This is a genomic window from Breznakia pachnodae, assembly GCF_030814225.1.
Lineage (GTDB): Bacteria > Bacillota_I > Bacilli_A > Erysipelotrichales > Erysipelotrichaceae > Breznakia > Breznakia pachnodae.
The window spans coordinates 50,658-75,574 of sequence record NZ_JAUSUR010000001.1 but is presented as its reverse complement, the minus strand read 5'-3'; the positions used below and the strand labels follow the sequence as shown (position 1 = coordinate 75,574).

Below are 24,917 nucleotides of genomic sequence, written 5' to 3'. Positions count from 1 at the left end.
ATAAGGTGTAATACTTAGCCAAAGGAGTGTAGTAATGGCAGAGAAAAAATATGATGCAAGTAGTATTCAGATATTAGAGGGGTTAGATGCTGTTCGAAAGCGCCCAGGGATGTATATTGGATCTACAGATGGACGAGGGCTTCATCATCTGGTATGGGAAGTACTGGATAATGCAATAGATGAGGCATTAAATGGATATGGAAAGAAAATAGATATAACCATCAATAAAGATGGTTCTCTTTGTGTTGAGGATGAGGGGCGTGGAATGCCTGTTGGTAAACACACAAATGGGAAATCATCGTTAGAGGTTATTTTCACTATTCTTCATGCTGGAGGGAAGTTCAGTGAAGAAGGTGGTTATAAGACCAGTGGAGGACTTCATGGAGTTGGTGCCAGTGTTGTAAATGCACTTAGTACTTATGTTGATGTAGAAGTTTGTCGTGATGGTAAAATCTATGCAATGCATTTCAAAGATGGTGGATCAAAAACAAGTAAGTTAGAAGTAATAGGGAAAACAAATAAGCATGGAAGTAAAGTTACCTTTATGCCGGACCCTACGATTTTCTCAACTGTTGATTTTTCATTCACTCAAATTTGCGAAAGAGCAAGAGAAAGTGCATTCCTATTACAAGGGATTGCATTACAGGTAACTGACTTAAGAAATGACAAACAAGAATTGTATTGTTTTGAAAATGGTCTTGAAGACTTCATGAATTACTTACATGAAGACAAGCAAGTATTTCATAAACCAGTTTCTTTTAATGGAGCAGGAAGTAATGGAATTACGGTTGACTGTTCATTTCAATACATTGATGAGTATCAGGAGAATATGTTCTCGTTTGTTAACTTAGTACGCACCAAGGATGGTGGTTCTCATGAAGTAGGTGCCAGAGGGGCATTTACCAAAGTATTTAATGAGTATGCACGCCGTAACGGATTATTAAAAGATCGCGATAAGAACTTTGAAGGTAGTGATGTACGTGAAGGATTAACAGTGATATTATCGCTTGGTATTCCGGAAAACTTATTGCAGTTTGAAGGACAAACCAAAGGGAAATTAGGAACACCAGAAGCTCGTACGGTTGTTGATAATATTATTAGTGAAAAACTGACGTTCTTCTTAGAAGAAAATAAAGAATTAGCGATGAATCTTGTAAAGAAGATGCAACGTGCGTCACAAGCAAGAGAAGCTGCTCGTAAGGCTCGTAATGATGCAAGAAATGGAAAATCCAAAGGAAAATCAGAAAAGATTTTATCAGGTAAACTAGCGAATGCGCAAAGTAAGGATGCAAGGAAAAAAGAATTGTATCTGGTCGAAGGGGATTCAGCCGGAGGAAGTGCTAAGCAAGGTAGAGATTCAAAATACCAGGCGATTCTTCCATTACGTGGGAAGGTGTTGAATACTGAAAAAGCTAGTATTACTAGTATCGAAAAGAATGAAGAGTTAAATACAATTATTCATGCTGTTGGTGCTGGTGTAGGAGCTAACTTTAATATTGATGATGTAAATTATACAAAAGTTATTATTATGACCGATGCAGATACGGATGGGGCACATATTCAAACCTTGTTATTGACATTCTTCTATCGTTATATGAGAGAGTTAATTGAACATGGAATGGTATATATTGCACTTCCACCATTATATAAATTAGAAAAAGGTAAAGATCATATCTATATCTGGGATGAAGCAGAGTTAGAAGTAAAACGTTCACAGTACAAAGGATATGGTCTGCAACGTTATAAAGGACTTGGAGAAATGAATGCTGATCAGCTTTGGGATACAACAATGAATCCTGAAACCAGAACGTTGATTCAGGTAAGTATTGAAGATTCAATTGTTGCTGATAAACGCGTAAGTGTTTTAATGGGTGATAAAGCCGATCTTCGTCGTGATTGGATTGAAGAAAATGTTTCTTTCACTATGGAAGATTCATTTGCAAGAGAGGTGAAATAATGAGTGATCAAAAACATAATTTAGTTATTACACCTTTAGAAGATATTATGGGAGATCGTTTTGGAAGATATTCAAAATATATTATTCAGGAACGTGCACTTCCAGATGCTAGAGATGGTTTGAAACCAGTACAAAGAAGAATTTTGTTCGCAATGAATGAAGATGGAAATACGCATGATAAAAAATATCGTAAGAGTGCTAAGTCCGTTGGGATTATTATGGGGAACTACCATCCTCATGGTGACAGCAGTATTTATGATGCGATGGTTCGTCTTTCACAAGATTGGAAAAGTCGTATTCCTTTAATTGATATGCAGGGAAACAATGGTTCAATTGATGATGACCCTGCAGCTGCAATGCGTTATACGGAAGTTCGTTTGGCACCAATTGCTCAAATGTTACTTCAGGATATTAATAAAGAAACAGTAGAGTTTGCACCAAACTTTGATGATACCGAGCAAGAGCCTACAGTATTACCAGCTCGTTATCCAAACCTGCTTGTAAATGGAATTAGTGGGATTGCAGCGGGGTATGCTACAAACATTCCTCCACACAATATCAGTGAAGTATTGGATGCTGCAATCTATCGTATTCAACATAAATCATGTTCACTTGATGAACTGATGGATTATGTACAAGGTCCAGATTTTCCAACTGGTGGAATTGTTCAGGGAAAAGATGGAATCAGAGATGCTTTTACAACTGGTAAAGGAAAAGTGATGATGCGTGCAAAAGCAGAAATTACTAAAACCAAAACAATCCAACAAATTATCATCAATGAAATTCCTTACGATGTTATTAAATGTAACCTTGTAAGAAAGATGGATGAAATTAGAATCAATAAAGATATTGATGGAATCATTGATGTTCGTGATGAAAGTGACCGTAATGGGATGCGTATTTGTGTAGATGTAAAGAAAGATGCAGATGCACAACTAATTTTAAATTATTTCTATAAGAATACAGACTTACAGATTTCATACAACTATAATGTTGTTGCAATCGTTAATAAACGACCAATGCAACTTGGTTTGGCGGAAATGCTGGATGCGTTTATTGATCATCGTGATGAAGTAATTACACGTAGAAGCAGATTTGATTTGGATAAGAAAGAAAAACGTTGTCATATCCTAGAAGGATTGATTAAATGTATTTCAATTCTTGATGAAGTAATTGCACTTATACGTTCTTCTAAAGATAAAGGGGATTCAAAACGTAAGTTAATGGAAGCATATGACTTTACGGAACCTCAGGCTGAAGCAATTGTAACATTACAATTGTATCGTTTATCAAACACGGATGTAACAGCATTACGTGAAGAGTTCGCAAGACTTACAAACGAAATGGAAGAGCTTCAAGATATCTTGGATAATCCAAAGAGTTTAAAAAACTTAATGATCAGAGAGTTAAAAGAAGTTAAGGAACTTTATGGTCGTGATCGTATAACTAAAATAGAGGATACGATTGAAGAAATTAAGATTGATAAGGTTGCAATGATTTCTAATGATCGTTATGTTGTAACTGTATCAAAAGATGGTTGGGCAAAACGTGTATCAATGCGTTCGTTTGGTGCCAGTGAAAATACCATGACTGGTACAAAAGAAGGCGATCATCTAATTGGATTTGAAGAAGTAAATAATCTTGATTATCTGATTTTCTTTACAAATCTAGGTACTTATGGATACTTACCTGTATATGAGTTAGGGGAACATAAGTGGAAAGATTTAGGAACTCACTTAAATACAAAGATGAAGATGAGTGGGGAAGAAAAACTAATCAATGCATTTATTATTCGTAACTTTAAACAAGATGGATACTTCGTTAGTGTTTCAAAACATGGAATGATTAAGAAAACTAGAATTGCTGATTTTGAAGTTTCACGAAACAATAAAACAATGTCTTGTATGAACTTACATAAAGAAGATGTACTTGTATCTACCAGTTTAGCGTATGCACATAATGAAGTTGTGTTAGCTACACGCAATGGATATGGTGCTCACTATAAATTAGATCAGATTCCTGCTAGTGCTCCTAAATCTAAAGGAGTAAAAGCAATGAATTTGAATGATGATACGATTATTGGTGTGCAAACGATTATGGATGCGAACAAGTATCTGTTAATTGTTTGTGAATCAGGAGCAATGAAACGCTTGAAGCTGGATGAAATAGATTTTATGAATCGTCCAGTAAAAGGGTTATTGCTACATCGTCAGGTAAAATCAAACCCTAATTATTTGCGTTATATTAAATTAGTTTCTAGTACAGATATTGTTACCTTTATTGGTGAAGAAACACTGAAGGTGGAAGCGAAAGATATTTCAATTATGAGTAGAGAAGCATCATTCTCAAACAGTATTAAATTATCAGATGATTACTATATGATTAAGGATATGGTGGTTGTGCCAGATGTTCCACTTGTTGAGAGTGATGATGATAAAGAATATGAAGAATTAAAACTGAATGTATAGAGGACCAATCTTATGGATAAACTAAGAGATGAAATTAGAAATAGTAAATATACGTATACAATGGAAGTGGCAGACGAATTAAATCGAGCACTTTCAACAAAGCAAAATGATGATACATGGATTTTATTTGCACTTGTACTAAAGTATATGATGCAACGTAAAGCCAACGAATTACAATATTGTCTGATGCAGTTAAGTGGTCGAATTAAGAAATCACCTGAATTTACACAGGAAGATAAAGATTTCTTAACTACACAATTAATATTTCTAAAAGAGTTTAAACAAAGAATTATCCGTCAGATATCTCTGATTAATGGAGTTATGTTTCTTGCGTTTTGTCTCTTTGCCTTTCTATTTATGAAAGGTGCATTTGAAATTCCAGTGATTATTATTGTTCTTCTGCTTATGATTGCCAATACATTTATTATGTATCAAAGAATCTTAAGACGAAGTACAGATGCAGATACACTGCGTTTAGAAGAAGCTATAGAAGACGAACAGTTACTACAATACATTCAAGAATACAAAAGATAATGAGAAAGTCACAATGACTTTCTTTTTCTTGCTTCGTTATCCTAGTTATCGCTATGAAATTCTAGTATAATAGGAATATGGAAATTAACTCAGTACAAAACAGCAAAGTGAAAACATGGATGAAATATCATCAGAAGAAATATCGTGATACAGATGAGAAGTATCTGATTGAAGGTGAGCATCTGATTGAAGAAGCACTTAAAGTGAATGTGGTAGATGTATTATTAGTGCGTAAAGGAAAAGAACACAACTTTGGATATCATGGTGATATTTATGTGCTAGAAGATCATGTAATGGATAAACTTTCAAAGAATGTATCCTCTGTGAACTATATTGCTGTATGTAAAAAACAAATATATGAAATAAAAGATAACACAAGACTATTGTTATTAGATGCAGTTCAAGATCCTGGAAACATGGGGACGATTATACGTAGTGCCCATAGCTTTGGCTTTGATGGTATCTATCTCAGTGAGGATTGTGTAGATATCTATAATGAGAAAGTGATACGCTCAACACAAGGTGCACTGTTTCATTTGCCAATTATTAACTGTGATTTACAAATGAAGGTAGAGGAACTCCAAAAGGGTGGTGTAGAAGTCGTTGCTACTGCATTAAATGAAGAAGCTGTCTATCTTGGAGATTACACACCAAAAGCTTCTATTGCTCTCATAATGGGAAATGAAGGCAGTGGTGTGAAGGAATCACTAATCAAGAAAGCAGATAAAGTGATGAAAATAGAGATGGCAAACTTTGAGTCATTGAATGTAGCGATTGCTGCAAGTATCTGTATGTATGAACTAAGGAAAGGATAAATTATGTTATATCAGATTGAAGGAAATCAATTAAAGAAAATAGAGAAGATGAAAAGTCATGGATTATACTTTATTGATACTCATGATTTGGATATAATTAAGGATATCGACGAATATGCGATTATCAAAGAAGAGTTAGAAAGTCGCCATATTCGCTTCGAGAGTCACTTACATTATGATATTATCATGTTGCCTTCAGAAATTCATAATCGTAAAAGTAAAAATAGGTGTTTAATCTATGCATCAAAGAATCGAAGTATTTTTGTTGCCAGAAAAAAACATTTTTCTTCTTTTATTAAAGAACTAACAGTAGATGATACACAGATTACGGTAGGTAAGCTACTACATAAACTGTTAAGAGAAATATCAGAAGCAGTTGGTAAAAAGATTGAAGATACCGAAAATGAAGCTCTTGAGTTAGAAAACCGAGTGATGAAGGTATCCATGCCGAAAAATGTAAGTGAGGAAATATTGAAAATACGAAAAGAATTACTACATATGAAACGCGATTTTAATGGTATTTTAGATATTATTGATTCGATGATTGAAAATGAGAATAAGTTATTCTCAGAAATTGAACTAAAGCAATTCGATATTGAAAAAAATCGAATGGATCGTAACTACAATCATGTTGGATCATTAATGGAATACATAACCGAAATCAGAGAGGCTTATCAATCAGCAACGGACAATCGTCTGAATGATATTATGAAGTTATTTACAATTATTAGTGCTATCTTTTTGCCATTAACCTTATTAGTAGGATGGTATGGAATGAACTTACAAATGCCAGAATTACACTGGGAATACTCATATCCTGTTGTAATTGTTGTTAGTATTTTAATTGTAGTTTTCTGTATATATTATTTTAAAAAGAATAAATGGTTTTAGATAAATGGAAAGAAAGGGAAGTATATGATACACGATCCAGTAATGACAATTGGAAATATGATTGATCACCAGGAGCTGGCCTTTATTGGTTCTGTTGACAGCAATGGGTTTCCAACAATGAAAGCAATGTTAGCTCCACAAAAGAGAGTAGGTCTTAGAACTTTCTATTTCACTACTTCATGTGATGCCAAACGAACGCAGGAATATCAAGAAAATCCAAAAGGATGTATTTATTTTTATGATCCTACGTTTTTTAGAGGTGTTATGTTTCAGGGGACGGTTGAAGTGATAGTCGCAAGTGAAATAAAAGAAGATTTTTGGAAACCAGAAAATGAAGGGTATTTTGTAAACGGGAAAAAAGATCCTAATTTTTGTGTTTTGAAATTTACAATTGATAAAGGTAGATATTTCAGTAATGAAAAAGTAGATGATTTTGAAGTGAGTGAGGAATAGATGGATATAACAAACACAATCAAGAACTTAAATAAACATAATATTGGTGGTTATCATGTAACTTCTAAAAAAGAACTTTTCGATTTACTGGAAAGTTTTCTTTCATATGGTGAAACTATTGGGTGTGGTGATTCCGTAACACTGGAAGAACTTGGCGTGTTTGATTATATAAGAACAAATGATTATAATTTTTTAGATAAATATGAAGATGGACTTACAAGTGATGATAAAAGAGAAATTTATTTAGATAATTTTCGCTCTGATACATTCTTCAGTGGAGTAAATGCAATTAGCGAGGATGGTAAACTCTTCTTTATTGATGGTAATGGAAGCAGAGTAGCTCCAATCATTTATGGACCTAAACAAGTAATTCTAATTACAGGTACAAACAAAATCACAAAAGATGAGGAAAGTGCAAAGCAGCGAGTCAGACAAGTGGCTGCACCACTTGATACCATACGCCTGGGCAAGAAGACACCATGTGCAGTAACGAAGCAGTGTATTGACTGTAATAGTCCTCAACGCATCTGTAATGACTTTGTAATGATAGCAGGTCAGTTTCAAAAGGAAAGAATTAAAGTTATTATAATTGATGGTGACTTTGGATATTAGAAGCGAGAAATCGCTTTTTTGCTATTCATAGCAAGAAATGTGAAAAATGAATGTTTATCTTTTCTTATAATGGGTGTAGGAGGTGAAGAGATGAGTACAAACTTAGAGTTAATACAAGAAGTAGTGGAGTATATCGATCATCATCTGGACCAAAAGCTTAGTCTGGATATAATCTGTGATACGATGGGGTATTCAAAGTTTCATTTGCATCGTATTTTTACCAGTGTAGTAGGATTTAGTATTCATACTTACATTCAACGAAGACGATTGACAGAAGCAGCACGATTACTTGTGTTCTCCAACAACTCGATTATGGAAATTGCATTGTTTGCAGGTTATGAAACACAACAAAGCTTTACTAGTGGTTTTAAAAAGATGTTTCACTGTACCCCTAATGCATTTCGTAAGAAACGAGAATTTTTACCTCTGCAATTAAAGTATACCGTAGATGGAAAGAAAAAATTGAGAGGAGATAAAATGATGAAAGTAAGGTTTGAAGAAAAAGATAACCTGTTATTTGTAGGTTATATGGCAAATACAAAGTGGGGATTTCGAGTTATACCAAAGTGCTGGAAGAACTTGCTTAAGAATGTAAATCGTGTGACAAATCGAGTGGATCATGAATTTATGTATGCAATTAATGATTATTCTAATAATCCTTCATTTGAGAATAAACAACCAGGATTTGATTATTATGCAGCAGTAGAAGTAAGTGATAAAGATAATATTCCAGATGGTATGGTGTTAAAAGAACTACCAGCTACAAAGTATGTAATCTTTCACTTTTATGGTGATAAGAAGGATTCTATTCAACCAGTAGTAGAATATATTTACAATGAATGGTTTCCCCAATCAACCTGTCAGTATAATGAGAAAGCAATGTATGATTTCGTGAAAGATACGGAAGTTGCTAATGAAGATGGAAAAAGTGAAATCGAGGTTTGGGTTCCAATTCTATAAGAATATATCCTGTTTCTTAATAGAGACAGGGTATTTTTATAGGTTTACAGGTAAAATTCATCTTCTAATTGAAATAACTTTTTATTTATACTATAATGATGGAAGTAAAACGAAGAAAAGGACTAGTAATATGTGTACATTCTTTCTAGGGAATGATGGTCATCGACTGGAAGCCATCTCAAAGAAGAGCATATGAATTCACCTTGGAGTGAGACTAATCATCTCCCGTATCAAACGGTTATCATGTAATTAAGTGTGTCGCAAGATGAATTAGGATGGTACCGCGCAAATTAGCGTTCCTATACTTGTGCTTTTTTTTTGGCAGAAAGGAATTATATGGAAAAGTTAGAACAACTAAGAGAAGAAGGTTTAGCAAAGATTGAAGCCTGTACTTCAACCAAAGAACTTCAAGATATCCGTGTACTGTATCTTGGTAAAAAAGGTCCAGTTCAGGAAGTTATGAAGATGATGAAAGATTTGAGTCAGGAAGAACGTCCTGTCTTTGGTCAACAGGTAAATGAAATTAAACAAACATTTGAAAAGGCAATTGAAGAGAAGAAAGTTACACTGGAAGCTTCAGAGATTAATGAGAAATTAAAGAATGAAAAGATTGATATTACATTAAGTGGGTTAAAACCTAATTTAGGTAATCTTCATCCTTTAACTGTAATCCAACAGGAGTTGGAAGATTTATTTATTGGCTTAGGATATGAGGTTGCAGAAGGCCCAGAAGTGGAACTAGATTTATATAATTTTGAGCGAGCAAATATTCCTAAGGATCATCCTGCTCGTGATATGCAGGATACGTTCTATATTGATGATGAAACATTGCTTAGAACACATACTACAGCTGTACAGATGCGTGTATTAGAAGAAAACGCACCACAGTTACCAATTAAAGTAGTGTGTCCTGGGAAGGTATATCGTCGTGATGATGATGATGCTACTCATTCACATCAGTTTAGTCAATTGGAAGGATTAGTGGTAGGTGAAAACATTCGCTTATCGGACTTAAAAGGAACGTTAGAATTGGTAGCTAGAAGAATGTTTGGAGAATCTAGAGAAATTCGTATTCGTCCAAGTTACTTCCAGTTTACCGAGCCAAGTGTGGAGGTTGATGTTTCTTGTCATATTTGTAATGGAAAAGGATGTCCAACTTGTAAAGGTACTGGATGGATTGAAATTCTAGGTGCTGGTATGGTACATCCAAATGTACTATCAATGGCTGGATATGATCCATTAACTTGTAGTGGATTTGCGTTTGGTATTGGTATGGAACGTGTTGCATTATTAAAATATGGAATTGATGATATTCGTCATTTATATACAAACGATATTCGTTTCTTGAAAACGTTTAATCGTTTTGAGTAGGAGGTAATTTATGTTAATTAGTAAAAAATGGCTAAGTCAATATATGGACTTAGGAGAACTTACAATTGAAGAATTAGCAGATAAGATTACCGCTGCTGGTTTAGAAGTTGAAGGAGTTGAGTATCTTGCAAAAGGTACCAACTTAGTAATTGGAGAAATTCTTACATGTAAACCACATCCAGATTCAGATCATTTAAATGTATGTGAAGTAAATGTTAAAGATGAAGTGTTACAAATTGTTTGTGGAGCTCCAAACTGTAAAGCAGGATTAAAAGTAATTGTAGCGAAAGCTGGTGCAATTCTTCCTGAAATTGAAATAAAAAAAGGAATTATTCGTGGTGTAGAATCCAATGGAATGATTTGTAGTTTATTGGAACTAGGTGTAGATGGAAAAAGTTTAACGGATTACCAGAAAGCTGGTATTGAAGAACTTCCAGAAGACGCACCAGTAGGTGATACAGATGTTCTTGGGTATCTGGGACTTGATGATGAAATTTTAGATATTGGATTAACACCAAACCGCAATGACTGTCTTGCAGCTTTCTCAATGGCAAAAGAGGCAGGCGCTGTTTTAGATAAGAAAGTTACACTACCTGACTATGAAGGGAAAGCAGATGGTGGAGAATCAACAAAACTTATTGTACGTTCAGAAACTAAAAAATGTCCGTTATATACTGGGAAAGTAATTCGTTCACTAACAATCAAAGAATCACCAATGTGGATGAAACACTTACTACAGGCAAGTGGTGTAAAATCAATTAATAATGTTGTTGATATTTCTAACTTAGTAATGTTGGAAACCGGACAACCACTTCACTTCTTTGATTTATCGAAATTAGAAAAAGAAGAAATTATTGTAAAAGATGGATTGAAGACAAAATATACTGCATTGGATGGCATTGAGTATGATATCTGTGAAGATGATATTATGATTACAATCAATGACAAACCAGTTGCAATTGGTGGAGTTATGGGTGGTGATGACTCTAAGATTGATGATGATACAAAAGGTATCTTAATTGAAGCGGCAAGTTTCAATCATGTGTCAATTCGTAATACAGCACGTCGTTTGAATTTAAATACAGATTCAAGTATTCGCTATCAAAAGGGAATTGAACCAAGAGCTCCATACAAAGCAATGGATCGTGCGGTTCAACTGCTTGTTGAATATGCTGATGCGAAAGATATTGAAGAAACAGTATACTCAGCAGATCGAGTAATTGAAGATGTAACATTTGATGTATCTCTTGAGCGAATGAACAAACTTATGGGAACAGCATTCACAAATGAACAAGTAATTAATGTATTAGAACGTTTAGATTTTAACCCTACGATGAACAATGACATGATTAATGTTGTTATTCCATCATATCGCCAGGATGTAGCAATTGAAGCTGATATTGCAGAAGAAATCATTCGTATTATTGGATTTGATGATTTAAAATCAACAATGCCAGTAATGGGAGATACTCCAGGTCGTTTAAACAAACGACAACAACTACGTAGAACGCTTCGTGATGTTCTAACAAATCAAGGATTTTATGAAGCAACAAGTTATACCCTTGTAAGTGAAAAGATGCATAGTGATGCAATTATGCCGTTTGATTCATATGTAGAGTTGGCATCACCAATGAGTGAAGACCGTAAGATTATTCGTGGAAGTATTATTCCTAGTTTATTAAGTTGTGTTGCATATAATAAAGCAAGATCTTTAAAGAATATTCCATTCTTTGAAATTAGTAATGTATATGCAAAGGATAAAGTAGAAGAGAGATTATCGATTGTTCTGCATGGAAACTTACAGGAAAACAGATGGCAAAAATATGAAATTAAACCTACTTTCTATACAATTAAAGGATATGTAGAAGCAATCCTGGAAAAACTAGGGTATACAGGAACTCGTATAGTGATGAAAGCAAATAAGATGGATACTGTACATTTCCATCCTTACCAAAGTGCAGAAGTGTATATTGGAAGAGATTTATTAGGGATTATTGGAGTCATTCATCCAACAATGGCAAAAGAATATGAAGTTGGTGAATGTGTAATGGCTGAATTAAATCTAGAAGTTATTTTAAGTAATAAAACTAGCAAAGTTAGATTTGAACCAGTTTCAAAATATCCTCAAATTGTACGTGACTTAGCATTTGTGGTTGAAAAAGATTTAGAAGTAGCGTCAATTATTAAAGCAATTAAGGGATGTGGTAAACAAATCATCAAAGAGGTTGAAGTATTTGATGTATACATGGGAGAACATGTAAAAGATGGATATAAGTCAATCGCCTTATCAACTACATTCCAGGCAAATGACCGCACTTTAAAAGATGAAGAAATCAATGAAGTTCATGATCAAATCTTAAAAGTACTGAAAGATAAATTAAACGCTGAACTTCGTGTTTAAGCTACATTTATATGACAATGAATGTAAATGTTATTCTGGAAAAAGGCACAGAAAAGGATATTGATGAGTTAGAGAATCTTTATAATTCTTTAAATGATTACTTAGCAACTCATACGAATCATCCTGGATGGAGAAAAGGAATTTATCCTGTAAGAGAAACTGCAGCAACTGGAATCAAAGAAGATACTTTGTATGTTGTTAGAATTGATGGAGTAATTGCTGGAAGTATTATCTTACGCCAATATATGGAACCTACATACTATGAGGTTGATTGGGATGTTGAAGCAGAGCTAAAGAATATATTTGTAATCTGTACATTTGCAGTTCATCCTAATTATTTGAGAATGGGATTAGGTAAACGAATGATGGAACTGGTTATTGAATATGCGAAAACGAAAGCAATAAGAGCAATTCGTTTAGATGTTTATGAACATAATATACCAGCAATCACGTTATATGAAAGTTATGGTTTTGACTATATTGATACAGTTGATTTAGGTCATGGAGAATATGGCTTAGATTGGTTTAAGTTATACCAGAAAATCTTATAAAAGAACCGAGAACGATATGTTCTCGGTTTTCTTAACCTTTCAGTAAATGATACAACTTATAATGTCCTTTTTTGATTGGTAAGATAAAGTCACCAATTAATTCTTCCACATGACCATCAAAACCTTGTTTGAATTTAAATATTCCATAGTCATCAGCATCTTCACTGAAATCACCACTGATACCATAAAAGTTATACTTTGTGCAACCTTTCCTAAGTGCCAACTGTATCATATGCCACTGTAGTGCATAATTTGCTTTGTACTTTAAAAGGTCTTTATAGGAACCACCAAACAAATATACAATTTCATCATCTTGAATTACAAAGATACATGCGGATAATGGCACTTCATTTCCATAGTTTCTTTTAAGTGAAAGAACTTCGTCAATATTGTTTTGATACGTCTGAATCTTATCTTGTTCAGCTTTTATAATATTTCTGCATTTCTGACATTTCTTTTCAGAAAGAGAACCTAAAAGTTCCTCATGTTTTGTAATTATATGAATTGATTCCTCTTGGTATTCTTTCTGTTTTTCAATATACTTTGAAATATCCAAATATGCCAGAAGTAATTTCGCATGTTTCCCATAAGCATTCAAGTAATCCATATAGAATGCACGATCACGAATATCAAAATGACGCCGTTCTCCTGTGTGTTCCATAATATCCAAATAAATTGATAAGTCATCACATGTTAATTCTCTGATACACACTTCATCATGCATTGCCTTATGAATATTATAACGGGTTCTTTTATGCATATTTGCCAATATATCATCTTTTGATTTTCCTGTTAGTGGTAATACAAAAGTCCATCTTGGCTGATATTTGCTACTGTTACCGATACTGAATCCCTGATGTTGAAAACCAGCGTTTTGTAATGTTGTAATAACGCCTTCATTGTTGAAACCTTCTTCAATTTCATCACCATTAATATCTCGTTCTTTACGAATGATGTAAGGATCCATATGTAAATAAATACAACCTTTTTTGTGTAAGTGTTTCTTTAATTCATTCATAAAGAAATCAAAGACTTCTTTATCTTGATAATCAATTAAGATACCTCTTTGAATACATGCATATGTATATTTCTTCATTAATGGCTGATAGCAAATTGTACACATCGCCACATATTCATTTCCATCTTTAACTCCTAAATATTCAGTCTCTGAACCTCTTTTTCTTTTTAGTTTCGTCATTTCACAGGAATTCATAAAATTACGATACTGATGATGTTTATGAAATTCCTTATATTCATTTTCCTTTACTTCCACGAATTCTAACTTCATTTGTACACTCCTTCTATCACATAGTAATTATTTATCTTTCATAACTAATGCTATATAATTAGTCTATACCTTGAAGTGTTTACTGAAAGTGAACATTCACTTAAACATTTAGTAAACATTGTATATGCTATAATGCGAGCAGGAGAGAGCTATGAAAATATTAATTATTGAAGATAATAAAGACTTATCTTTTTTTATGAAAACCGGATTAAAGAAGTATGGTTTTCAAATAGATACTGCAGATGATGCAGAAGAAGGTGAAGAAAAACTTCTAATAAATCAGTATGATGTAATGTTACTTGATTTAAACTTGCCTGATAAAGATGGGCTTCTTATTTTAGATAATATGCGTACCAATGGTGTTGATTTGCCAGTCATTATTATTACAGCACGTAAAGAAGTGGAAGATCGAATCAAAGGATTAGACATTGGTGCTGATGACTATATGGTAAAACCATTTGAACTGACAGAACTGAATTCTCGTATTCATGCAGTTATACGCCGTTTTCATGGTCGCACTAATCCAGTAATAAATATTGGTAAGATTAGTGTTCATCCAACAAATAGAACTGCAAGTATAAGTGGCAAGGAGTTAGTTTTAAAACCAAAAGAATTTGATATTCTTGAATATCTTGCCCAAAAATATCCAGCAGTTGTTTCCTCAGAAGAAATTGCTGAACATGTCTATGACGAAAATTATGATCCATTTTCTTCAGTACTTAGAGTGCATATCGCACGACTTAGAAAGAAAGTAATTAGTATTGGTGGAGAACAGATGTTTGTTACTATCAGAGGAAAAGGTTATACACTATGCGGAGATTAAATATTAAAGCGATTCTATCGATTATTACGATTTCTATAGTGATAACCGTAAGCTTCTTGTTTGTATCCTACAAGTTCTATGAACATTCGATGGATCAGGTATTAGATAAAAATAGTATTAGTGAAAATGCTTATTTAGTTAATAGAACAGATTTGGTCAACAGCAGATACTCAGGTGTTTCAAGTTTTCATCAGATGAAAGATGTTAGAAATGCACAAAAGTCATTTATGATTTCTTGGTTACCACTAATTGTAATAAGTACATTTGCAACTGTTGTAATTGCTGTATTGTTATTCTGGTATGTATCAAGATATTTCTACTATCGTGAAATTCGAAAAGTTATTGCTCAGTTAGAAAATGTATCTGATGGAGAATTAAGCTATGATGGAGATCCAATATTAAAAGAAGCGTTAACAGAAGTAAAAGATAAATTTGAAAAAAATCTGGAAGACTATAAACGGCTTCACTCTTATTTGTCTCATGACCAAAAGAATACATTATCCATTTTACGTGCAGAGTCTGAACTTATGGATAATAAAAAAACACTAGAATGGATTGATAACTTATCTTCCAATATTGATAATTTATTAGCACTTAGTGATACAAAGGTTGATAATGATTTAATCGAAGTAGATGTAGCATTGGTAGTCGCTTCGGTTTGTGATCAGTATCGTAAAGTCTATTCAGACATTTCCTTTGAGTTTGATGAAACTGAAGAGTCTATTATTATGGGAAAAGAGAGATGGTTATATCGTGCTATTTCAAACTTAGTTGACAATGCAATTAAATATGGAAATAACAATCCGATAAAACTAAAGGCCTATAGTCAAAATGATTTTGTAATTATTGAAATTATAGATGAAGGAATCGGAATGAGCAAAGAATATGTAGATAAAGTATTTGATACTTATTATCGAGTAAATGATTTTAAAAATGATGGTTATGGAATTGGTTTAAGTATTGTTTCTCATGTCTGTGATTTATGTAATGGAAGTATCTGGGTGGAAAGTGAAATAGATAAAGGAACACGCTTTTATCTTTCGTTTCCTAAAGCTTAAATAAAAGTAGAATGCTAGTAATAAGAGGAGGGCAAAGATGAAGAATTTTATAAATAGAATGAAACACAACTTTTTTCAATACTTGTTACTGATATTGGTACTGTTTATTGTATTTACTAGTTTAATTATAGTGAATCAGAAGCAGGTGAAAGCATATGATAAATATCAAAAGGAAGTAGAATTAGTAAAAGAATTCGAAGATAATAATAGTGATTATAATTTAGTTGATATTAAACTGGATAAAGTTAAATTAAACAATGATTTATATGACGGTGATGGATATATCTATAATAGTGAATTATTTGATAACAATCCTGCTGACTATAACGAATTGTCTGAAGAGTTGCTTGAAAATATGGCAACCTCATCATATCTTGAAAAAACAGTTAAGACTGCACACATATCAGTTAATGTGGAAAATATGTATGAGGTTGGTCGTGACAAAGAAGAGCAAGACTCAATGAAGAACATAGAAATAAAAACTATAGATGGAGAGGCGATAGAAAAAAATCGCCATCCTAATGCACACCTTTTTGCAACAAATAATGATGACATCTCAAGAGAGTTTGAATTTGGATATCGAACAATTATAGAGGGTGAGAAACCAATAAATTTAAACGAATGTATCATCTCACAAAGGTACGCAGAGTTTAATAACCTTAGTATTGGTGACTCTGTAATAATTAATCGAGGTGGACGTGGAGATGCTGTATCACATTCATTGGTAATTAGTGGAATTTATTCTGATTCATCAAAAATGATGAAAGAAAATGAAGCCTATCAATTAAATTCAATTAAGCAGACTAAGAAAACAGATTATTCTATTGGTGATAATATAGATGTGGATAATACCATTATTATTCATATGGAAACTATGAATAATATGAGACTTTATCAAGAAAGTGAGTTTGTGGACGTTGAAAGGGTAAGTGAGGAACAAAGCTCTTATATTTTATATCCTTTAAAGGAAAATCTTTTATTCTTCGTTAGTGATAATAAAAATATTAGTGATTTAGAAAGTGATTTCCACCAAAAAGGATTAAGTGATTATTATGATGTTAATCTTTTAAAGTATAATATAAAATCTGAACTAAATATATCTTCAGAAGTGAAATCTCCGATTTCGACGAATTCAATTTATACGATTGTTGGAGGTCTGATAGCTATAATATTTGTTTCGCTAATTGCGGTAATGATGGAATCAAAATCACTTAAAATTAAAATTTATCATGGTTCTCAAAGAAAATTATTGATTCAGCAAGGAATTATTGATTTCTTAATTGTAACTATTCTAGGATTATTTATCACTTTTGGTATTTTAGTATTAACTGGTAATCGACTGTTTCATTTACAATGGGGACAAATCAGTTTGTTATTTTCTGGAATTGCATTATTTCAACTATTTGTGTATGAGATAATTAGAATAGTTTATATTACTAGGTTTAAACCATCTCAATATCTTGCATCGAAAATAAGTGATGAGAAGCATACTAATAATGATGAAGTAGTGATGAAGAATGGGAAGTCACTACTTATGATTCTTTTAGTTGTTTCTGTGCTGATTGTTGGTATGAGCACTATATTTACTAATTTAGATGCTGCGGGTGTTGTGAAAAAAGCGGAGACAAAAAATACAGATGAACATCCCTATACAATATCTACAGAAATAATAAAGGATAACCTAGTTTCTATTGATTTAGATGCTAAGATGATGGAAGAACTTGGCTTAGAGAATTACTTGTATAGTGGTACACTTCCAAAAGTAACAACAAAAGATTATAAATCTTTTGTCAATTCAGAATATGTTGAGTCTTACAATTACTTTTTGTATATGCCAGTATTTGTAGAAGACTATAATCCTATTATGGATCCTGATGAACTAGATCCGGAGGATTATAGCCGGGGAAACACTGTATATGCATCTGATACTTCATCTATTAGTGATGAGTTTGATGATGGAATAAGAGAAATTGTTGAAGGGGATGTATTTAAAGGAGTAGATGAATGCATTATAAGTGATGAATATGCTGAGTTGAATAGTTTAAAAGTTGGAGATACATTGGAAATATCAGATGAATTTTATGGTATAAATAATAAAACTCTTACAATTACAGGGATTTATACAGATTCTACACCAGATGATGCTCCTTATTGGCGTCGCTATTCTAATAATCAGAATATTATAAATCAGGTTTTAGATCATAATTTATTATTATATTCAGAGAATGCACCTAGACCTAGAACAGATATACGTTCAAATGATATATATGTAAGTTATGAAACTATTCAAAATTTACCAATGTTTGAAATAAGAGGTGTTAATGAAATAAGTATTTATCTAAAAGATGCAAATACTGTTAATCTGTATGAAGAAGAATTAAGTAAAAAAGGACTTCCACAATACTATGAAGTAAAATTACAAAAAGAAGTTGAATATGAAGTTTCTTATGATGAGATGAGAAAGATGAGAGATGATATAGGCTTTAGATTTAGACGATATAATTTATATGATAGTTATTATGATTTTTATGATAATTATAGTATCTATTATGATTATTATGAAGGAGAATACAGCTATTACAGTTATACTCAACTTTATGAAGATGATCAAAGTGATAATGATTTCTCAAAATTTCATAATCGTAAATTGAAAGAAAAAGTTGACCAGAACCCAAATTATTAAAGAAAGGTAAAGTATGAAGCGTTTAACATTAGATAACATTGTATATTACAATGAGCGTATTTCTTATCGAAAACTTAAAGATATCAATGTTACTTTTGATAGTGGAACACTGTATTTGATTATTAGTGATAAAAAGCTAGATGCATTGCTGCTTTCTATTTTGATAGGATTAGAAATGCCAGCAAGTGGTAGTATCATTTATAATGAAAAAACACTTAAAAATAAGAATGATTTTAATGACTTTCAATGCTCTATAGGTACCCTTATTATAAATGATTCACTTTTGAATAATGAAACGGTAATGATAAACTATGAATTAATTTTATCAGATATTGGTTTAGCCAAAACGACTATTAATGAACGAGTTGTAAAGCTATTTAATCAGTATGGAATTAATACTAATATATTAAATAAGAAAGTTAAGTCTTTGAGTGATGAGGAACGCTGTTATGTGCTTTTCATTTTGGCGATTGTAAATGAACCGGATTTAATAATCGTATATGATGTATTTCATGATTTGAAGGTACGTGAAAAAATCATTGAGTGGCTAAAGGAACTGTGTAGCAAGAACAATACTACAGTTATCTTCTTTACTCAGGAACGTGAATCAGTAACTTTGGCTGATGAGATCTGGCGGTTTCATGATGGAAGATTAACGTTTGTTAAAAAGATAGAAGATAAATAGAAGTTATAAGAGAAATGTGGTTGCATTTCTCTTTTATATTTCCAAAGTGAAAGAAGTTAGTTAAAATGTAGTTATACAAGAGGAGAAGTCCTTTTTCTGAGATGTTAAATTTTGTCACTTTCACAGATGACAAAGTTCAATTTCATTTGATTGTGATTGCATCAAAGTAAACTTATACTGAAATTGTAAAGAGGAGACTCAAAACAGAAAGAGGTAGAAATTATGAAAGAATCAATTCAAAAGTTTGGTCGCTTCCTAAGTGGAATGGTAATGCCAAACATTGCAGCATTTATTGCATGGGGGATTATTACAGCTTTATTTATTGCAACAGGTTGGCTTCCTAACGAGCACTTTGCGAAGTTAGTTGGACCAATGCTTACATACCTGTTACCGATTCTAATAGGGTATACAGGAGGTAGCATGGTTTACAAGCAACGTGGTGGAGTCGTTGCAGCGATTGCTTCCTTTGGGGTTATTGCAGGAGGTCTTAATCTTCTAGGAGAAGGACAAGATGTTACAATGTTCTTGGGAGTTATGGCAATTGCTCCGTTAGCTGGATGGTTAACAAAGAAAATGGATCAGGCACTGGATGGACATATTCCAGGTGGATTCGAAATGCTTGTCAACAACTTCTCAGCAGGAATCTTAGGATTTGGACTTGCACTAATTGGAAACGTTGTAATCGGTCCAATTAGTTTAGGAATTAACGATTTCCTTGGAGCTTGTGTAGACATCTTGGTAGAAAATGGCTTATTACCATTAACATCAATCTTTGTCGAACCAGCGAAAGTGTTGTTCTTAAACAATGCAATTAACCATGGTATCTTTACTCCAATGGGAGCAGAACAGGTTCTGGAAACAGGAAAATCAATCTTCTACTTAATTGAAGCAAATCCTGGTCCTGGATTAGGATTACTGATGGCATATACATTCTTTGGTAAAGGAGCAGCAAAAGCTTCGGCACCAGGAGCAGCGATTATTCATTTCTTTGGTGGAATCCATGAAATCTATTTCCCATATGTTATGATGAATCCATTAACGATTGTGGCTGTGATTGCAGGTGGTATGAGTGGTGTGTTTGTGAATGTATTATTCAATAGTGGTCTGACTGGACCAGCATCACCTGGTAGTATTATCGCTATTATGGGAATGGCAGAAAAAGGAAGTATTCTAGGAGTTGCATTAAGTGTTATTATATCAGCAGCAGTTACATTCTTTGTTGGTTCCTTAATTATAAAAGCAACTGGTGGATCAAAAGATATGGATATTGATGAAGCACAGTCTGTTGTATCTGGAATGAAAAATGAATCAAAAGGAATTACTGCAATCAATGTATCGAATATTGTATTTGCTTGTGATGCTGGTATGGGATCTAGCGCGATGGGGGCAACTACATTAACCAAGAAGTTGAAAGATGCAGGTATTGATATCAAGGTAGAACATTACGCGATTGAAGAGATACCAAAAGAGGCGCAGGTAATTGTAACTCATAATTCGTTATTGGAGAGAGTAAAGTCAACGCGACCAGATGCTACAATTTTCCCAATTACGAACTTCATGGGAGGCAATGAATACGATATAATAGTAGAGAAGATTAAATCGTTATAAAAACGAAAGGAGAAAGCTATGATATGTTCACCAAGATTAAACAAAATATTGCAGATTTGTTTAGAGAGTAATGACTATGTGAGCATTGAAGAGCTTTCTTCGCTTTTGCAGATTAGTAAACGTACCGTATTTCGTGAAGTACAAGATACTGCTTATATATTAAAACCATTTGATTTAACCCTACAATCAAAGCCGAAGAAAGGTTTATATATTGAGGGTAGTGAAGATCAAAAGGAAGTACTCTATCAGGCTCTACAAGCTGAAAAGATGGGTTATTTAAAAAAGGAAGATCGTCATAAACTGTTGATATTTGAAATATTAAAAGAAAACAGAATTCAGAAATTGTATTATTATGCGGAGATGTTTCAGGTATCACAGGCTACAATCAGCAATGATTTAGATATTCTGGATTCATGGTTTCAAAAATATAACTTAAAAGTGAATCGTACACCAGGACTGGGAATTGAATTGTTAGGTAGTGAAGAGAATTATCGTAAAGCATTAACATCTATTCTGGCAGAATCAATTTATGACAAACAGGATGAAACAATTGATCCGTATGATGCAAATTCATTATTGAAGCAAATCTTTATGGATGATAAAAATGGAATTTTAAGTTTATTGAATCAGGATATTTTACAACGTATCTTACGTCTTTTTCATCAGTATGAAGAAGAATTAGATTTGATTCGATATGCACAAAGTTCTTATATTGGATTAATCATCCATCTTACCATTGCAATTGATCGAATTTTAAAGAATGAAAAGTTGGAAGATAATGATTATATCGTAGGTATGATGAAAGATGATTACAGTTATAAACAGGCACAACATATGTGTACGTATCTGGAGGAAGAATTTGGAATTCAGATTCCAGAGGTTGAAATATCATTTATTGCTATGCATATCAAAGGTGCGAAACTAACACAGAATTCATTAGATGATGAACCAATTGAAATTGCAATGTACAAAGAAGAGGAATTACTTGTATTGATTCATAAGATGATTGATACGCTGCCAACTCCTCATAATGTAATGCTGAAGAGTGATCGTGAACTGTTACAGGGAATGATTGCACATTTGCGTCCAACGCTTGTGCGTTTAAGTCATCATATGCCGATTTACAACCCCTTACTGGCTCAATTGAAGGAATTGCATAAAGATATATATGAACAGGCAATTGTTGCTTGTGCGTGTATTAGCGATGTCTATGGGTATGACGTTCCAGAGGATGAAGTAGGTTATGTTGCAATGCACTTTGGTGCAGCGATGGAACGAGAAGAAAAAAAAGAAATTGTATCCAGAGATATTCACATTGGAATTGTATGTTCCAGTGGAATTGGGGTATCCGCAATGCTACTGGCTCGATTAGAAAAGGTATGTGATGAATTTGTATCTTTTGAAACGTTATCAATTGAGGATATACGAAAGAAAACCTTTGAATGTGATTTACTGGTATCAACCTTTACGTTTGAAACAGATGAAGAAGTTATTTTAGTGAATCCGTTACTTCCAAATAATGATATTCAAAAACTGCAGGATGCAATTGCACGTAAAAGAAGAACGATTAAACGAGCGAAGACAATGACATCACCAAAGAGTGAGACTGACTTGCTAGCTAGTGATATCTTTCAGTTATTGGATAGTGTAGAATTATGTATCTGTGATTATCGCTTGGATAAATTACAACTGATAAATGAAGTAGCTAGGAATATTAGTAAAGATAAGGTGGAAGAAGAAGCAATATACAAAGTACTGATTCATCGTGAAAACATGAATTCTACAATATTTAATGAAATGGGGTTTGCTTTGTTTCATGGATTTCTTACTTCAGAAGACACCTGTATCCTAAAAGTATTCCGCTCTAACCATGGTGAGTTTATTCATGATGAATTATCAAACATTAAGTTTGTAATAGCGATGTTTATTCCAGAAAAGCATACTAAAAATCAAAAGAAATTAATGAGTATGATTAGTCGTAGTATCATTGAAAATGATCAGTTGTATGAAAGCTTAGCAACTGGTGATTACAATGATATCTATGTAGCAATTGAACTTCTGATGAAGGATTACTTATTCCAACATCTGCATGAAGAAAGGAGCTCATCATGAAAGAGTTAAACATCTATTTTGTATGTGATGCTGGTATGGGTTCCAGTGCTTTGGGAGCTTCGATGCTTCAGCGAAAACTAAGGAACTCAGGTCTTAGTGAAAAAGTACATAACTGTGGACTCAATGAGATTCCGGAAGCGATTGATATTTTGATATCACATCAAATGTTTTATAAACAATTAAAAGAGCGTTATCCAGATAAACTAATATTAAAAGTCGATGGTTTTGCTGGTGAAGATGTATACGAAAGGATTGTAGAGGAAATTATGAAAGAGACAAATAAAAAAGCAGTATTAGCAAAAGAACAAATTAGAGTAGAATGTCCAAGTGTTACAAATGTTGAAGCAATCAAAGCAGTAGGAAATCTATTGTTGGATGCTGGATATATTGAAGAGCCATATATTGTAGGGATGCTGAATCGTGATGCATCCTTGACTACCTATATTGGAAATGATCTTGCAATTCCTCATGGTGAATATGAAGTTAAGGAATATGTAAAAAAGACTGGATTAGCTGTAATGATTTATCCTGATGGTATTGATTGGGATGGAAATCTTGTACGTGTAGTAATTGGTATTGCAGCAACCAACAATGATCATATGCAAATTCTTCAAAATATTGCTTCTAAGTTATGTGAAATGGAAACCGTAGATAATTTAGTGGCAAGCAATGATATTGATTATATATATCAGATTTTAACGGAGGAAGAGTAAGATGATTATTACAGTAACAATGAATCCTGCAATTGATAAAACAGCAGTAGTCGATGAACTTGTTGTAGGCGGTCTTAATCGTCTTGAGCAGACGATGATGAATGCAGGTGGAAAAGGTATCAATGTATCAAAAACAATCCAGGCGCTTGGTGGTGAGAGCTTGGCTACAGGATTTATTGCTGGTACTAATGGTGCATTTATTAAAGAATCACTTGATCAGTTATCAATTGATAATGATATGGTGGAAGTAGCTGGTAATACAAGAGTAAATTTAAAAGTATTAAACAAAGATATGGATCTTACAGAATTAAATGAAGAAGGTCCATACATTGATGAAGTTGCTTTGCGTGCACTTGTAGATAAGATTGTGAAGCACGCTTCCAAAAATGACTATGTAGTATTATCAGGAAGTGTACCTGGCAGTGTGCCAAAAGATATTTATGCCAAATTAATCAAACAACTAAAACAAAATAAGATAAAAGTAATTCTTGATGCAGATGGGGATTTATTTGCTCATGCAATAGAAGAAGTACCAAATGTTATAAAACCAAATAAATATGAGTTATGTAAATATTATGAAATAAGTGAAGATTGTAAAAATGATGAAATTGTTAAATTAGGAAAAGCATTGTTAGATAAAGGAATGCAGCTGATTGCAATTTCAATGGGGAAAGAAGGAGCGTTATTTATTGATAGTGAACATACTGCAATGGTAAAAGGATTAAAAGTGGATGCACATTCCAGTGTAGGTGCTGGAGATGCAATGGTAGCAGCGATTGCCTATGGACTTGAACAGGAACTATCATTTGAAGAGCTTGTGAAGTTGGCAGTAGCTACAAGTGCAGGTGCAGTTATGACCAAAGGAACCCAACCAGCTTCAAAAGAGCAGGTAAAAGAGTTAATGAAAGAAGTAGAGATAAACTACTTATAGAGG

The 24,917-nt window shown here is 33.2% G+C and carries 20 protein-coding genes; 19 read left to right on the top strand and 1 reads right to left on the bottom strand.

All coding sequences use genetic code 11. From position 1 onward, the window contains the following. Window positions 1-34: 34 nt before the first annotated feature. The 11 genes from parE (at window position 35) to J2S15_RS00305 (ending at window position 13,013) form a co-directional block, all read left to right on the top strand. Window positions 35-1,957 (top strand): DNA topoisomerase IV subunit B, encoded by a 1,923-nt coding sequence (parE, locus tag J2S15_RS00355; RefSeq protein ID WP_307404383.1) that lies wholly within the window; start codon window positions 35-37, stop codon window positions 1,955-1,957. Further along, window positions 1,957-4,425 (top strand): DNA topoisomerase IV subunit A, encoded by a 2,469-nt coding sequence (gene parC, locus J2S15_RS00350; RefSeq protein WP_307404382.1) that lies wholly within the window; start codon window positions 1,957-1,959, stop codon window positions 4,423-4,425. Before parE ends, parC begins: the two co-directional genes overlap by 1 nt. A gap of 12 nt (window positions 4,426-4,437) precedes the next feature. After that, window positions 4,438-4,959 carry a hypothetical protein gene (locus tag J2S15_RS00345; protein WP_307404380.1) on the top strand — a complete coding sequence of 174 codons (522 nt, stop codon included), beginning with the start codon at window positions 4,438-4,440 and terminating at the stop codon, window positions 4,957-4,959. Window positions 4,960-5,036: 77 nt separating this feature from the next. Further along, window positions 5,037-5,774, top strand: coding sequence for a TrmH family RNA methyltransferase (locus J2S15_RS00340; RefSeq protein ID WP_307404378.1), 738 nt, complete (start codon window positions 5,037-5,039; stop codon window positions 5,772-5,774). A 3-nt stretch (window positions 5,775-5,777) separates the two neighbouring features. Beyond that, entirely contained in the window at window positions 5,778-6,665 is an 888-nt protein-coding gene (locus J2S15_RS00335; RefSeq protein WP_307404377.1) for a CorA family divalent cation transporter, read from the top strand. 24 nt (window positions 6,666-6,689) lie between these two features. Further along, window positions 6,690-7,118, top strand: a complete 429-nt coding sequence (locus J2S15_RS00330; protein WP_307404375.1) for a pyridoxamine 5'-phosphate oxidase family protein — start codon at window positions 6,690-6,692, stop codon at window positions 7,116-7,118. Next, window positions 7,119-7,730, top strand: a complete 612-nt coding sequence (locus J2S15_RS00325) for a lactate utilization protein (protein ID WP_307404373.1) — start codon at window positions 7,119-7,121, stop codon at window positions 7,728-7,730. Between the two features lie 90 nt (window positions 7,731-7,820). Beyond that, complete coding sequence (locus J2S15_RS00320; RefSeq protein ID WP_307404371.1) at window positions 7,821-8,690, top strand: AraC family transcriptional regulator; 870 nt, start codon at window positions 7,821-7,823, stop codon at window positions 8,688-8,690. A 336-nt stretch (window positions 8,691-9,026) separates the two neighbouring features. Further along, window positions 9,027-10,061 (top strand): phenylalanine--tRNA ligase subunit alpha, encoded by a 1,035-nt coding sequence (gene pheS / locus J2S15_RS00315; protein WP_307404369.1) that lies wholly within the window; start codon window positions 9,027-9,029, stop codon window positions 10,059-10,061. Window positions 10,062-10,071: 10 nt separating this feature from the next. Continuing rightward, window positions 10,072-12,462 (top strand): phenylalanine--tRNA ligase subunit beta, encoded by a 2,391-nt coding sequence (pheT, locus tag J2S15_RS00310; protein WP_307404367.1) that lies wholly within the window; start codon window positions 10,072-10,074, stop codon window positions 12,460-12,462. A gap of 11 nt (window positions 12,463-12,473) precedes the next feature. Further along, window positions 12,474-13,013: a GNAT family N-acetyltransferase gene (locus J2S15_RS00305; protein ID WP_307404365.1), complete on the top strand. Its 540-nt coding sequence runs from the start codon at window positions 12,474-12,476 to the stop codon at window positions 13,011-13,013. Window positions 13,014-13,044: 31 nt separating this feature from the next. Here the strand turns inward: J2S15_RS00305 and J2S15_RS00300 are convergent, their stop codons facing one another. After that, window positions 13,045-14,301, bottom strand: a complete 1,257-nt coding sequence (locus J2S15_RS00300) for a peptidoglycan bridge formation glycyltransferase FemA/FemB family protein (RefSeq protein WP_307404364.1) — start codon at window positions 14,299-14,301, stop codon at window positions 13,045-13,047. A 151-nt stretch (window positions 14,302-14,452) separates the two neighbouring features. Between J2S15_RS00300 and J2S15_RS00295 the strand changes: the two genes are divergently transcribed. The 8 genes from J2S15_RS00295 (at window position 14,453) to pfkB (ending at window position 24,914) form a co-directional block, all read left to right on the top strand. Further along, window positions 14,453-15,124 (top strand): response regulator transcription factor, encoded by a 672-nt coding sequence (locus tag J2S15_RS00295; RefSeq protein ID WP_307404362.1) that lies wholly within the window; start codon window positions 14,453-14,455, stop codon window positions 15,122-15,124. After that, window positions 15,112-16,182, top strand: a complete 1,071-nt coding sequence (locus tag J2S15_RS00290) for a sensor histidine kinase (RefSeq protein WP_307404360.1) — start codon at window positions 15,112-15,114, stop codon at window positions 16,180-16,182. The genes J2S15_RS00295 and J2S15_RS00290 overlap by 13 nt, the downstream gene beginning before the upstream one ends. 37 nt (window positions 16,183-16,219) lie before the next feature. Beyond that, on the top strand, window positions 16,220-18,865 hold the full coding sequence (locus J2S15_RS00285; RefSeq protein WP_307404357.1) for an ABC transporter permease family protein: 2,646 nt from the start codon (window positions 16,220-16,222) through the stop codon (window positions 18,863-18,865). Window positions 18,866-18,878: 13 nt separating this feature from the next. Continuing rightward, window positions 18,879-19,550 carry an ATP-binding cassette domain-containing protein gene (locus J2S15_RS00280; protein ID WP_307404355.1) on the top strand — a complete coding sequence of 224 codons (672 nt, stop codon included), beginning with the start codon at window positions 18,879-18,881 and terminating at the stop codon, window positions 19,548-19,550. Between the two features lie 222 nt (window positions 19,551-19,772). Continuing rightward, entirely contained in the window at window positions 19,773-21,158 is a 1,386-nt protein-coding gene (locus tag J2S15_RS00275; protein WP_307404353.1) for a PTS mannitol transporter subunit IIBC, read from the top strand. Window positions 21,159-21,176: 18 nt separating this feature from the next. Continuing rightward, window positions 21,177-23,270, top strand: a complete 2,094-nt coding sequence (locus tag J2S15_RS00270) for a BglG family transcription antiterminator (protein ID WP_307404351.1) — start codon at window positions 21,177-21,179, stop codon at window positions 23,268-23,270. Continuing rightward, on the top strand, window positions 23,267-23,983 hold the full coding sequence (locus J2S15_RS00265; protein WP_307404349.1) for a PTS sugar transporter subunit IIA: 717 nt from the start codon (window positions 23,267-23,269) through the stop codon (window positions 23,981-23,983). The genes J2S15_RS00270 and J2S15_RS00265 overlap by 4 nt, the downstream gene beginning before the upstream one ends. A 1-nt stretch (window position 23,984) precedes the next feature. Beyond that, window positions 23,985-24,914 (top strand): 1-phosphofructokinase, encoded by a 930-nt coding sequence (gene pfkB / locus J2S15_RS00260; protein ID WP_307404347.1) that lies wholly within the window; start codon window positions 23,985-23,987, stop codon window positions 24,912-24,914. The last annotated feature ends 3 nt before the right edge of the window (window positions 24,915-24,917 follow it).